Annotated in this window: 15 protein-coding genes; 8 read left to right on the top strand and 7 right to left on the bottom strand. The window is 34.3% G+C overall.

The window, feature by feature from the left end; translation table 11 throughout:
- Window positions 1-100: 100 nt before the first annotated feature.
- Both ACVWY7_RS07675 and ACVWY7_RS07670 read left to right on the top strand, forming a co-directional pair.
- Window positions 101-406 (top strand): hypothetical protein, encoded by a 306-nt coding sequence (locus ACVWY7_RS07675; RefSeq protein ID WP_000539566.1) that lies wholly within the window; start codon window positions 101-103, stop codon window positions 404-406.
- Window positions 407-657: 251 nt separating this feature from the next.
- Window positions 658-1,026 carry a DUF3979 family protein gene (locus ACVWY7_RS07670; RefSeq protein WP_062921556.1) on the top strand — a complete coding sequence of 123 codons (369 nt, stop codon included), beginning with the start codon at window positions 658-660 and terminating at the stop codon, window positions 1,024-1,026.
- Between the two features lie 36 nt (window positions 1,027-1,062).
- Here the strand turns inward: ACVWY7_RS07670 and ACVWY7_RS07665 are convergent, their stop codons facing one another.
- Window positions 1,063-2,103, bottom strand: coding sequence for a YkvI family membrane protein (locus ACVWY7_RS07665; RefSeq protein WP_071736218.1), 1,041 nt, complete (start codon window positions 2,101-2,103; stop codon window positions 1,063-1,065).
- A 241-nt stretch (window positions 2,104-2,344) separates the two neighbouring features.
- Here ACVWY7_RS07665 and ACVWY7_RS07660 point away from each other — a divergent pair, with 241 nt between their 5' ends.
- From ACVWY7_RS07660 to ACVWY7_RS07650, 3 genes are all read left to right on the top strand, one after another.
- Complete coding sequence (locus ACVWY7_RS07660) at window positions 2,345-2,788, top strand: Dps family protein (RefSeq protein ID WP_000105198.1); 444 nt, start codon at window positions 2,345-2,347, stop codon at window positions 2,786-2,788.
- 106 nt (window positions 2,789-2,894) lie between these two features.
- Window positions 2,895-3,350: a DUF3939 domain-containing protein gene (locus tag ACVWY7_RS07655; protein ID WP_000488189.1), complete on the top strand. Its 456-nt coding sequence runs from the start codon at window positions 2,895-2,897 to the stop codon at window positions 3,348-3,350.
- A 228-nt stretch (window positions 3,351-3,578) separates the two neighbouring features.
- Window positions 3,579-4,523: an alpha/beta hydrolase gene (locus tag ACVWY7_RS07650; RefSeq protein ID WP_456523732.1), complete on the top strand. Its 945-nt coding sequence runs from the start codon at window positions 3,579-3,581 to the stop codon at window positions 4,521-4,523.
- A 45-nt stretch (window positions 4,524-4,568) separates the two neighbouring features.
- On the opposite strand, the gene ACVWY7_RS07645 is transcribed toward ACVWY7_RS07650, so the two are convergent.
- Window positions 4,569-5,570 (bottom strand): LLM class flavin-dependent oxidoreductase, encoded by a 1,002-nt coding sequence (locus tag ACVWY7_RS07645; RefSeq protein WP_071736221.1) that lies wholly within the window; start codon window positions 5,568-5,570, stop codon window positions 4,569-4,571.
- A gap of 105 nt (window positions 5,571-5,675) precedes the next feature.
- Window positions 5,676-5,867 (bottom strand): DUF3896 domain-containing protein, encoded by a 192-nt coding sequence (locus tag ACVWY7_RS07640; RefSeq protein WP_000805513.1) that lies wholly within the window; start codon window positions 5,865-5,867, stop codon window positions 5,676-5,678.
- Window positions 5,868-6,044: 177 nt separating this feature from the next.
- Between ACVWY7_RS07640 and ACVWY7_RS07635 the strand changes: the two genes are divergently transcribed.
- Both ACVWY7_RS07635 and ACVWY7_RS07630 read left to right on the top strand, forming a co-directional pair.
- A complete protein-coding gene (locus ACVWY7_RS07635) occupies window positions 6,045-7,508 on the top strand; it encodes a flavin monoamine oxidase family protein (RefSeq protein ID WP_001168141.1) in 1,464 nt (487 codons plus the stop codon).
- Window positions 7,509-7,592: 84 nt separating this feature from the next.
- On the top strand, window positions 7,593-8,177 hold the full coding sequence (locus ACVWY7_RS07630; protein ID WP_001068756.1) for a GNAT family N-acetyltransferase: 585 nt from the start codon (window positions 7,593-7,595) through the stop codon (window positions 8,175-8,177).
- A 24-nt stretch (window positions 8,178-8,201) separates the two neighbouring features.
- Here the strand turns inward: ACVWY7_RS07630 and ACVWY7_RS07625 are convergent, their stop codons facing one another.
- On the bottom strand, window positions 8,202-9,104 hold the full coding sequence (locus tag ACVWY7_RS07625) for an aldo/keto reductase (RefSeq protein WP_000442794.1): 903 nt from the start codon (window positions 9,102-9,104) through the stop codon (window positions 8,202-8,204).
- Between the two features lie 164 nt (window positions 9,105-9,268).
- On the opposite strand from ACVWY7_RS07625, the gene ACVWY7_RS07620 reads away from it, so the two are divergent.
- Window positions 9,269-10,219 carry a CobW family GTP-binding protein gene (locus tag ACVWY7_RS07620; RefSeq protein WP_000613449.1) on the top strand — a complete coding sequence of 317 codons (951 nt, stop codon included), beginning with the start codon at window positions 9,269-9,271 and terminating at the stop codon, window positions 10,217-10,219.
- Window positions 10,220-10,315: 96 nt separating this feature from the next.
- On the opposite strand, the gene ACVWY7_RS07615 is transcribed toward ACVWY7_RS07620, so the two are convergent.
- From ACVWY7_RS07615 to ACVWY7_RS07605, 3 genes are all read right to left on the bottom strand, one after another.
- Window positions 10,316-10,786 (bottom strand): GNAT family N-acetyltransferase, encoded by a 471-nt coding sequence (locus tag ACVWY7_RS07615; protein ID WP_000172423.1) that lies wholly within the window; start codon window positions 10,784-10,786, stop codon window positions 10,316-10,318.
- Window positions 10,787-11,226: 440 nt separating this feature from the next.
- Window positions 11,227-11,637, bottom strand: coding sequence for a hypothetical protein (locus tag ACVWY7_RS07610; RefSeq protein WP_031302398.1), 411 nt, complete (start codon window positions 11,635-11,637; stop codon window positions 11,227-11,229).
- Between the two features lie 16 nt (window positions 11,638-11,653).
- A complete protein-coding gene (locus tag ACVWY7_RS07605; RefSeq protein ID WP_456523731.1) occupies window positions 11,654-13,195 on the bottom strand; it encodes a WXG100 family type VII secretion target in 1,542 nt (513 codons plus the stop codon).
- Between the last annotated feature and the right edge of the window lie 185 nt (window positions 13,196-13,380).

Genomic DNA, 13,380 nt, shown 5'->3' with positions numbered 1-13,380 from the left:
TTAAATATATATTTTGTATAATATTTGTCGAAAAATAGAGGTATTTGTTAACTTTGTGTATAATTATAATCATATAGAATACAAATAAAAGGAGATTCGTATGGGAGTGTATTGGGGGACAAAAAGACATTCTTGGCTTAGTTATGTCTCATTTTGGTTAAGTATTTCATTTTTTATTGTTTTTCTCATTGAAGTGTTTATTTTTAAAACACTTTCAAATAGTTCAGTGCAAATTGTTAAATATTTTTATTTTATATTTGTACCAGTAAACATCTTTCTTAGTTTAAAGTTACTCTTTAAGAAGAATGAAAAGAAAGCATTACCTATTTTTAGTTTTATAGTATCATTATTATTTACAATTCTAATACTAGTATTAGCGTTAGCAGCTACTGGGAAATTCTTTTAAGGAGAGTGATGTAAATCACTCTCCTTTTTTGGTGTGAGCAAATAATGATTGGGAATAGGTTTAAAATTTAAGGGGGATTAAGTAATAAAGTAAGCCACATAATAATGAAGACTGAATAAAGTGTTTTATATACTTATGAAGCAAATGAATACGGTTAGAACGTTGATATATGGTACAATACATATGGATAGTGATAGAGATAAAGAGTATATAAAATACTCATCGTTTTTTAGTAAGAGAGGGGTTATCTTATGCTATACGAGGATTTGATGACATTATTTCAAGCAGCTCCGAAAGAAGAAGGTAAAGGTGGCTGGAAATATATAATCCAGGAACGAAATGATAAATATGAAATTGTTGATGAAATGTTGAAAAATCAAATGAGTGTTGAATTGTATTTTAATGAATATGATGAGGTGAAAATCACTTTATATAAAGAGGGAATGCCTATTTCTACTATGCAAAGAATTGCGATTTCAAAAGTTGAATTAGACGAAGAGGAAGAAGGGATTCAATTCGTTTTAGAACGTATGCCTAGTCGAATGATTCGGTTGCAATTAAGGCCATATTTGGCATTGGAAATGGGGCCGTACTGGGAAGTATGTGATGATTGTGAATGAATATATATAAAAAGCATCCAATAACATGGATGCTTTTTATGTTTTTTGAAGTTGTTTAAAAGCAATAATCGGAAGTAAAATGATGCTAACCCACCCGATTACTGGATATAGAATATGGAGCAATTCACTGTAACCAACGTAACTAAAGCAATAGCTTATTAGTAAAATGAAGAAAATGATATTGTTATTTTGCCATCCGGTAATCGATTGCATTTGTTTTGTCATGCCGAACACATTGCCAACTAAAGTTGTGAACACTTCACCGAAAATGATAAGAACAAAGAAAAAGTGAAAAGTTGCGTTAAATCTTCTGATGACTTCAGCCATTGGAATGTTATATTGATAAAATTGGTCGACTGATAAGATCGCTAAATGGCTACATAATAAAATTAAAGAAAGTCCTGCACCACCTAAAATACCGCCCCATAAAATGGCTTTTCGATCTTTTACTTCGCTGGCTAACGGGACGAGTACGCTTTGGGCGAGAGAAAGATTTAAGGCGACATATGTAATCGGGCTAGTAATCCACTTCATATTCCAGCTTTCTGCTGGAATAGTATTACTAATAGGAGTTGTACCGTGAAAAAAAGTAGTAATAGCAAGTCCGATAATAAAAATCATCATAATAGGTACGACAAGAGTATTTACCTCAAAGACACCTTGTAATCCGCGACTACCTATAATGAGACAGGCAATGACTGTAATGAGAATACCAAGTTGTCTTGGTAAACGAAGTTGCTCTTCGAATACCGCCCCGGCTCCTGATAACATAACGCTCGTTACACCAAATAATACGAGCAATAATAATGTGTTTACGACATTTCCAAATACATCCCCAAATAAATATTTGTTAAATTCTTGCGCTGAAAATGCACCGATTTGTGAGGAGAGTAACATCATTTTTGTGCCGAGCCAAATAAAAAAAAATCCACTTACACATATGCCAATTGTTCCATAAAAGCCATTCACTGTAAAAAATTCAACAATTTCTCGTCCAGTAGCAAATCCAGCTCCAACGACTGTTCCAATATAAGTAGCAGCGACTTTCTTTGCTACTTGCCATTGTTGATTGTCCATGTTATCCCTCTTTCTACTACGATGAGCTTGATTTACTATTATGCATATGTATGAGCTTGGACAATTAGACGTATGAAGTGTTTGAAAACATACATGAATTAATACATATTAGGGAAATATTAAAGGTGTTAAAACTTTGTTACATATAAGCCAATCGTTCGAAAGGATAGGAAATGTATGGTAACATGTAACTAGGTTATGAAAAGATAATCATTACAAAATGATAAGAGGAGTGGATTGTATGAGTACGAAAACAAATGTTGTTGAAGTATTAAACAAGCAGGTAGCAAACTGGAATGTGTTATATGTGAAACTACATAATTATCACTGGTATGTGACAGGACCACACTTCTTTACATTACATGAGAAATTTGAAGAATTTTACAATGAGGCTGGAACGTATATTGATGAATTAGCAGAACGTATTTTAGCATTGGAAGGTAAGCCGTTAGCGACAATGAAAGAATATCTTGCAACATCTAGTGTGAATGAAGGGACAAGCAAGGAATCTGCAGAAGAAATGGTGCAAACATTAGTAAATGATTACTCAGCACTTATTCAAGAACTAAAAGAAGGCATGGAAGTTGCTGGTGAAGCTGGAGATGAAACATCAGCGGACATGTTGTTAGCAATTCATACAACATTAGAGCAACACGTATGGATGCTAAGTGCGTTCTTAAAATAAATATAAGAATATAAAGAAAAAAGCCATTGAAAAATTGTTTCAATGGCTTTTTTGTGATTTTTCAGTTTTCTTTTATGCTATAATATAGTAAAAAGGAGGCGATGCGATGTTTCGCTTTTTCAAAACTGGAAAAGAAGAGCGTGAAATTACGAAAGATGAATTGGAACAAGCGATGGCTCAGTTTCTAGAAAAGAATGCTAATATCGTTTATACAGTATTAGTAAATGATGATTATACAGTAAATTATGATTTGTTAAAGCCGTATTTACCTGCATTTCCAACAAATATTTTTCTGATTACGAAGGAAACGCTTGAGGTATTTGAACATACAGAAGAAAACTTAAACCTAGTGAAAGAAATTGATATTGTGCAAAAGGCAGTAGACCAATATGTAACAGAAAAAGAAATGTTTCCAATTGTAGAGGGTAGTGAAGATCGCCTCATATGCGGAATGAAACTAGGTCCTTACTTAGATTGTATATTAAAAAGAGACTTATATATTTCAGAAAAACATTATTTAGTTTCAAGTAAACCAGATAGAAAAAAACAAAAAAGTGGGTAGATGTATGGAGAACAACAATAAATATATTGTTGTCTTTTTTTTGAGGTGATTAAAATATTAATTTTTCAGTTTATTTAACTTTATACTAAACTTATTGGACAAAGAGGAGTAACGATTAAGTATCATGCTAAGAATAGAGTATTGTTAGCATGAGTTTTATACAGAGATTACAGAATGGTATAAAGGTTTGAAAAATAAATATTATAAAAGGTTACGGGGGATAGGTGCATGAAAAATAGTATGACTTACATTCAATTATTAAATGAAACGTTACATTGCTATGCAAGTAAAGGAAGTTTGGAAGCGTATACTTATATAATGGAGCATGCTAAAGGTATAGTAGGAAATGAGGCTCAAATATATAATTTTAAATATGCATTAGCGAGTGCAGCAGGACTTGAAGAAGAAGCGTTGCATGTAATGAAGGAAGCTATTATAGAAAAGGGTTTTTGGTATGGATATGAGTATTTAATTTCTGACGACGATTTAAAATTATTACATAAATTTGAAGAGTTTCATAAAATGGTTCAATTATGTAAAGAAAGAGAAGAGTTAGCAAAGAAAACAGAACGAGCAGACGTGAAATATATAGAAGACAAGAAAAAAGAAAAACTATTTATTGCAATGCACGGTGATCAAGAAAATATAGGAATAATAGAACCGTATTGGAAATCTGTTTTGTCACAAGATTATACGTTAGCTTTACCACAGTCTTCGCAAATTCAGTTTTCAGATGGGTTTGTTTGGGATGATATACATAGAGGGAAGGAAGAATTAAAAGAGCATTACGTTAAGTTTATAGAAAATCATACAGTAGAAAGAGTAATAATTGGTGGTTTTTCTGCTGGTGCAGGAGTAGCTTTATACACGGTTTTACAAAAAGATATAGCTGTGGATGGTTTTATTTTTATGGCACCGTGGCTTCCAGAGATTGAAGAATGGAATGAGTTGCTGGAAGTATTACAGGATAAACATATAAAGGGGTATATAGTCTGCGGTGATCAAGATGAAGATTGTTTCGAATGCACACAGCAATTTGTACAATTATTAAGAGATAAGAATATAGAACATAAGTATAAAGTTATACCTAACTTAAATCATGATTATCCTATTCACTTTGATGAGGTATTGAAAGAAGCTATTGAATATATAGGGAATGAAAACAATAAGTAGTAAGAAAAGGAGATGCATCATATGTGATGTATCTCCTTTTTAAAATTATAAATTAAAAGCATTTGCCAATAAGCGATAAGAATTTAATTTATCTTCAAATCGATGAGTAATTGTGACAATCATAAATTCTTCAGTATTGTACGCTTTGCTTAAGTTTATGATTTTTTCTTTTACAGAAGACGGGTCGCCTACTATCATACGTTGACGATTTTCTTTTATACGGAATAAATCATACGCGCTGTATGAATAATTTTGAGCAGTTTCAATAGAAGGAGTACCAGTTGTACGCTTTCCTTGCTCTAGTAATAAGATTGATAAATCTAAACTTGAAGCAATTTTTTCCGCCTCTTCATTTGTTTCTCCGCAAATAACAAAAATAGCGACGATTGATTTTGGTTTATCTCCTAAATAGGAAGGTTGGAATTGTTTTTGATAGGCCTCCATTACCTCGGGTCCACCGTATCCGTTTATGAACTGTGCGAATGCAAAAGAAGCACCTTGTTGTGCAGCGATCTTTGCACTCTCTCCACTAGAGCCAAGCAACCACATGTCGGGAGATGTTGGAATCACAGGAGTAGCTTTTAAATTCGCATAATGATGGTTTTCTGGTACTTGATCATGTAAATACATTGCAACATCTGCAATTTGTTCTGGATATTGATCAAGTGAGACCATTTTTCCTTCTTGAAGTGCGCGAGTTGCAATTGGCATACCGCCAGGTGCTCTGCCGACACCAAGGTCAATACGATTTGGATAAAGCGCTTCTAAAACACGGAAATTCTCAGCAACTTTATACGGGCTATAGTGAGGTAACATAACACCACCCGAACCAACTCTCATGCGCTCCGTTTTTGCTGCAATATGAGAAATAAGTATTTCTGGACTTGAACCAGCAAGGCTTACAGAATTGTGATGCTCTGATACCCAAAAGCGTGTATATCCGAGTTTTTCAACTTCTTGCGCAAGCGTAACTGTATGTGAAAAAGCTTGGGTTGCTGTACTACCATCTGAAATAGGGGATTGGTCTAATACACTTAATTTGATCATAGAATATACCTCTCAATCTTAATGTACATCCTATTATATATTTACTTACGAAAAATGCGTAATGAAATGCTCAAAATTAAAAGTGGATAAATTATATATCCACTTTTAATGTGAAAATCCTCGTTCATAATGATTCATTTCGACTACATTTAAAATATATTCGTAGTTATCAATCTCAAGTTTTATTTGTTCACGCTCTTTTTTAGATAGATGCAAACTATTAAGCTTGTTGCATAGCTGTTGTTTCTTTTCTTCTAAATACTTTTTTGTAGCATTGTAGTCGTAAGTTGGTTTCATTTTTAACCACTCCTTATTTGCTGTTGCTATATTATACGAAGCGTGAAGAGCTGTGAGAGCGATCTCTTATGTATTTTTAGTGAATATTCAACTTGCTCTGTTGTTATGTTTATGGAAATTTATGAATAAAATGCACTAAACGACTAATGCCCATTTGATGAAGTAAGGGGTGGAATTGTGCAGAAAGATATAATGTATAACACTGAGATGGATGAAACGTTAAAAATTATAAATAAAGGATTAAAGAAGACGACGAGCCCGAAGCAAATTATTGTAGTAGGGGCTGGCATGGCTGGATTAGTTTCGGCATCTTTATTAAAAGCTGCGGGACATGAAGTGAAGATTTTTGAAGCAAATAACCGGGTAGGTGGCCGCATAGAGACAGTTAGAATGGAAGATACCGGTTTATATTTGGATGTAGGGGCAATGAGAATTCCGTATTCGCATACATTAACGATGGCATATATAAGAAAATTTGGGCTACAGGTGAGCCCTTTTATTAATAGGAATGAGACTGATATCATTTACGTAAATGGCCGGAAAACGACATTAAAACAATATGAAAAAGATCCAAGTATATTAAAGTATCCTGTAGAAATGAATGAAGTGGGGAAAACGTCTGAGGAGCTATTATTGTTAGCGGTACAGCCTATTATAAATTTTATAAAAAAGAACCCAGAGAAAAATTGGGATGTTGTAGTAAAGGATTTTGGGAGATACTCTACAGGACAATTTTTAAAGTATCATCCGTATCAATATAATACATATTTTTCGCCAGTAACGATTGAGATGATCGGTGTTCTATTAGATTTAGAAGGTTTTTTAGAACGTTCATTTGTTGAGACATTACGTTTTTTATATATTATGCAAGAGGAGAGTGGATTTTGTGAAATAGTAGGTGGGAATGATAGATTACCAAAGTCCTTTTTACCACAATTAGAAGAAAATATTATATATAATCAAAAATTAATGAAGCTACATCAACGTGATAACGGTGTGACAGCTTTCTATCGAAACGAAGAAACGTTTGAATATAGTAGTATTACAGGGGACTTAGTTATTGTTACCATTCCGTTTTCGACAATGCGTTTTGTGGAAGTTGAGCCCTTTGATTCTATATCTCATGAAAAGTGGAAAGCAATTCGCGAATTGCATTATATGCCAGCAACAAAAATAGGAATTCAATTTAAAAGTCGATTTTGGGAAGAACAAGGACAATTAGGTGGCAGAATTATAACGGATTTGCCAATTCGTTACGCTTATTATCCAAGCTATGGAATTGGAGAGAAGGGACCGGCTATGATGCTAGGAAGCTATACATGGTCTTATGATGCGTTGTTATGGGATGGATTGTCAAAGGGTGACCGTATTTATTATACATTACAAAACTTAGCAACGATATTAGGTGGTCAAGTATATGATGAATTCTTGTCTGGTATATCAAAAAGCTGGACATTGGATCCATATGCACTTGGAGGGTTTGCGCTATTTCAGGCAGGTCAAGAATCAGAGTTGCAACCAGCGATTGTCAAACCAGAGGGAAGAATATTCTTCGCTGGAGACCATACGACGTTATATCATGGATGGATTCAAGGGGCAATTGAATCTGGGGTTCGTGTAGCGGAAGAGGTGAATGAATAAAATATGTAAATTTCAGAATTATCTTTACTGTATAGTTTGAGATGGATATTATTATATATAAAAGAATTATAGGGAGTGTTTACAGTGAATCCATTATTATTCGATTTTCCTTCTGAATTTTATACCGAAAGGCTATGTATTCGAATGCCGAAACCGGGTGACGGTAAAGTTGTATACGATGCCATACAAGCATCTATGCAAGAATTAAAACCTTGGATGGTTTTTGCACAGAAAGAGCAAACAGAGGAAGAAGTAGAAGTGAGCATTAGAAAATCGCATATTCAATTTTTGCAGCGTGAGGATTTAAGGTTACTAGTTTTTTCGAAAGAAACAGGTGAGTTTATTGCATCAGCTGGATTGCATCGTATTAATTGGGATATACCTCAATTTGAAATCGGGTATTGGATTGATTCAAGATTTAGTGGACAGGGCTATATGGTAGAGGCTGCAAAGGGGATAACGGATTTCGCCTTTTCTGAACTAAAAGCAAACCGCATAGAAATTCGTTGTGATGCTTTAAATAAGAAGAGTAGAGCGATCCCTGAAAAATTGGGCTTCAAATTAGAAGGTACGTTAGAAAGTGCGAGTGTTGCAGTAGATGGAAATGGATTAAGAGATATGTGTGTCTTTGCTATGACGAGAAATACATATGAAAAAGAAGAGCTGTAAAGAAACGGCTCTTCTTTTTGTGTATTATGGTACAGGATGTCCGTTAGAGCTTTCGAAAATTGTAAACCATTGTTGACGGTCTAAGTTAACTTTTGTAGCAAGAGCGGCCGTTTTAACACGATCTAATTTACCAGAGCCAACGATCGGCATCATATTAGCTGGATGTGCAAGTAACCATGCATACATAACAGTATCGATGCTAGTAACACCTAGTTCAGTAGCGACTTTTTGAACGGTTTCACGTACACGTACAGCGCGTTCTGATTGACCAGTAAAGATTTCTCCGCCAGCAAGAGGTGACCAAATCATTGGGTTGATTCGTTTCTCCTGACATAAATCAATTGTTCCTTTTTCAAAATGCTCAAGTTGCAGTGCAGATACTTCAATTTGGTTCGTAATAAGCGGGAAATCTAAGTATGAACTTAACATATTAAATTGAGAAGGTAAGAAGTTAGATACACCGAAATGACGAACTTTTCCTTCTTGCTTTAAGCGTAAAAACGCTTCTGCCACTTCATTTGGATCCATGAAAGGATCAGGACGATGGATAAGTAATACGTCAATATAATCTGTATGTAAATTTTTAAGTGATGCTTCTGCACTTTGAATAATATGTTTTGCACTAGTGTTGTAGTGAGCAACATATCGCTCTGGAAATTTCGGTGATGGGGGAGCGATTCCACATTTTGTGATGATTTGCATGTTTTCACGTAAAGAAGGCTTTAGTTGTAATGCCTCTCCGAACAGTCCTTCACACGTATAACCGCCATAAATATCAGCATGATCAAAAGTAGTAATTCCCATATCCATACAATCTTCAATGAAAGAAAGTAATTCTTGTTTCGTCATATTCCATTCTGCTAAACGCCAAAAGCCTTGAATAATACGAGAAAATTCGAGTGTTTCGGCCATTTGAACTCGTTCCATTATAGTACCCCCTTGATGAATGATTATTTTTTTGAAAAGGCTTTCTTACTACATATTATTATATAGTTAGAGGGGCGTACAAACAATAAATATGTTTTGCTACAAAAACGATTATTTCTATATGTTATAATGTAAAAACATATAGCTATAAGGAGATGTACGAAATGATTCCAGTAACAATATTAACTGGTTTTCTTGGATCTGGGAAAACAACATTATTAAATCGTATTTTAACAGAGAATCACGGTAAGAAATTGGCGGTAATTGTAAATGAAATAGGGCAAATTGGCATTGATAATCAGTTGATTATGAATGTTGAAGAAGAAATTATGGAAATGACAAACGGTTGTTTATGCTGTACTGTACGGGAAGATTTACTCGTTGCGTTAAAACAATTACTGGATGTAAAAGCAGAAGGGAAAATGGACTTTGATGGATTAGTAATTGAAACAACTGGTCTTGCAAATCCAGGTCCTATTATTCAAACATTCTTTTTAGATCCTGTTATTCAATCTGCATACCAAATTAATGGTGTTGTAACAGTAGTAGATAGTTATCATATACATAAACATTTTGAAAAAGGACTAGAAGCAAAAGAACAAATTGCATTTGCCGATGTTGTATTAGTGAATAAGTTAGATTTAATTGAAGAGAGCGAAAAAGAAAACCTCTTACATGAACTGCAAGGAATAAACCCGACTGCAAAGTTAATTCAGTCGACTCACTGTGATGTAGATATTCCATCGTTATTAAAAATTCAAACGTTTAAAACGAAAGATACGTTACAAATTTATCCTCATAAAGAGCATAATCATCTAGAAGGTGTAAAATCGTTTGTACTACGTGAAGAGCGTCCGTTAGATTTACAAAAACTAAATGAGTGGATGTCAGCTGTCGTTCAAGAACTGGGAGAATACTTATATCGCTACAAAGGAATTTTATCGATTGATGGAGTGGATAAACGTATCGTTTTTCAAGGTGTACATACGTTATTTGCTGCTTCGTATGATAGAGAGTGGCAAGAGGGCGAAGATCGAGTAAGTGAAGTTGTTTTTATCGGAAAAGATATTAATAAAGAATGGTTCCAAGCACATTTCGAGGAGTGTGTGAAATAAGTCTGCGTTTATTGCAGGCTTATTTTTTGGACTTAACTAAGTGTTTTGTAGAAAAATACTAGATTGCCAAAAACGAAGGACTAAAAAAACCTGTTTTCACAGGTTTGTATGTTCATCTAAAAGTAACTCCATTACAACACCTACAACAGGGCCTTCATCATCAATATCGCCATTTAAACGGAAGCCAAATGACTCATATAATCCCATTGCAAGTTTGTTGTCTGGGTGTAAACTTAAATAAATTGTTTTACATTCAAATTTATTTTGTAAGAATTGAATAAGCAAGCGAAGGAAACGTTTTGCGTATCCTTTTCCTTGATATTGTTGGTCAATCATAAAGCGGTCTAACCATACGCTTTTACGTTTTTCACAATACCATCCATACATTGCATATCCTACAAGTGTTTCTCCATCATATAAACCTACTGACGTTCCGTTTCCCTCATATAATGATTCTGCTAAAGAAAACGCATTGCTTTCAATAAATTGCTGCTGGTCTTTTGCGACGTTTAAAGCAGCTACCGAACGCCAATTTTTTTCTGTTACTTCACAAATGTGAAGAGTCATAATTCCAACTCACCTTCTAAATTAATATAGCTTAAAAGCTAATATGGATAATTTTACTTGTTATTTTGGTCAAGTCAAGCAGAAACACATAAAAAAGAAGAGGTTGTCCCCAAAGTAGCTGAATAGCTACTTTGGGGACAACCTCTTTAATGTTTATGCTTCATTATGCTAATAAGAGCATCTCTATTAGTGAGCTCAATATTTCAATTCACTGCACATTGAGCTCGTTGAAGGGCACTTGGTTTTGTATTGTCTGTTGTATGTAATATCCTACAGGAGAAATTCTGGATTGTGTTTTAGTAACAAATTGATCATTCTATTTATCAATTTGGATAGCTAGTTAAAATAAATATGCTGGTTTTGGGTTTGATATTGATACAAAAATAGGTATGGATTATAAAAGCAGAACCCTTATAAGGTTCTGCTTTTATTTGGTGTAATTAATTGTCTATATCTAGTGTAAATCCCCAGATAGGTTCTACTTTTTCAATTAACTCAACATCTTCTAGTCTTACATCTTTTACGAATTCCCCACGACCAGGTGAAGACATTCCTAATTCTTTTCCTACTTTGGGATCAATCGTATATATTGAAACAGTTCCCTTGTCTTTATTTTCTCCAATAATTCGAAACATAATTTCTTTATGCTTGGCAAAAGGTGTAATGTCATACGCTGTTTCTAACTCGGATTTTTCAACTTCTTTTATAAATAAATTGGGATTTCGTTCGTAGGGTGTAAAACCGTTTTGTAAGTCCTTTTGATTTGTAGAAGTTAATATAAACCGATTACCGATTTTGGATATACTATATTCTGTCCCTTTATAAACTGCATACTCATCTCGTCTAATCATTTCCATAATTCCTTTCTTAGTTCTTAGTCACAGCTGGAATAAATTTTTTATCTAGCTCGCTATATATTCCTACCAATCGTTCCTTTCCGTTTACAACTTCATATATTTCTGCTCCATCATGTGGTCTTAATTTCTGTGGAAATTGAGATTCATATTCTGGAATAATACGTCCGTTTTCAGACATTACAAATCCATTTCCTGTTTGAGGATATTGTAAGTAATCGCTAGGTTTTTTATTTATTGGGTCATTAAAATTATCGCCATAAGGAATATATAGTTTTTCCGCATCATCCGATGTAAATCTAATAACACCAAAATCACTTTCGGTAGTAAATTTGGTTTTGTGATAATCTAAACGTAATGAGTGAAATAAGTCATGTGATGATTGAATGTCTGCTACATCTTCAAATTTTGCAACGCATCCCCCGACTTCATTGAATCGCTCATCCATTAAGTATTTTTTTATATCTTCTAACGGAATTGCTTTCTGCATCATTGTAGTAGAAGTTGGTGCGGGAACACTGTCTCTAATCTGTTTCATGGCTACTACTTCTTCTGGACTAAGTTCATGATACATTTTTGTTTTTAGCTCATTAAACTTTTCACGTGATATATCTACATCCCGCAAAACAGAATCTATTTGATTTTCAAAGTTACTTTCAGCTAGATGTTCGATTTGTTCACGTGTATATCTCGGTTTGATTTCTGCCACTGTTCCGCCAGTATTCTCTAAATAACGTTTTACTTGTGCTTCACCTACACTTGTGACAGGTTGGGACCTATCACCTTTAGCAAACTGGTAGGTTGAAAGTTTTTCTTCCGCTTGTCTAAAATTAGCACTATCAAATACAGATCTACCACCATTACCGCCTGCGAAAGCCAAATTATCGCCTTTATTAAATAATTGTCCAGCTTTTGAGATACCTTGAGAGAATTTAGCCCCTTGTGCTAGCTTTGCAGCCTTACTGACCCCTTTATCTCCAAGAAGACCTAATCCAATTTGTGTTAAAGCGTAAGATCCCCATCTTGCACGGGTCTCTGCATCTCCATTTATCACATCTTTGTTAAAGGAATCTGATAACGCATTCCACATAGCAGGTAAAGCTTCATCTAAATGGGTGACAGTGTAGCCCATGCCTTTCCAAGTTTCCCAGTCACCTAATGCTTTTATACCGTCGATTGTATCTCCAACAGCATCTCCCGCACCGTCTACTATACCATCCCATACTTTTCCTAAGAAAGATTTTTCAGGTGCTTTACTAGACTTAGTCGTTTTTGGGGATGTTACATCTTCACTATCTGCAACGCGGAATTTCTCAGCAATTCTCTTTAATTCTTCTTCAACATGCACAAGCGCATTAATAGCTGTGAATGCGGATGGTCTTGCATTGTTAAACATTTGAACGAAATTTTGATTTGATGCGCCTGTCCATTGAAAACACATGTAATCAATTTGATTGCATAAGTTATTATGTATAGATTCTAATGCATGCTTTGTATCGTTTGCCCGTTTTGCAACTCGTTCCAATTCTTCGGGCGTTACTTTTATTTGAACCATTTTTTTCCTCCCTTTCCCGATTAAAATTATGAGGTAAGGAAGGGGAAATGTAAATACTTAATATTAAGAAAAAATAGCTATATTATATGAGAAAATTATGGATGAATCTAATGTAAATGTAAATGTGAAGTGGATATAGAGTTTTTATGAGCATGAAAAGATGTAGTTTCAATTGAAACTACATC

The sequence above is a fragment of the Bacillus sp. TE9106W genome, from assembly GCF_054062215.1.
The sequence above is the reverse complement of the archived record's forward strand: the minus strand, read 5'-3'. Positions and strand labels throughout refer to the sequence as shown.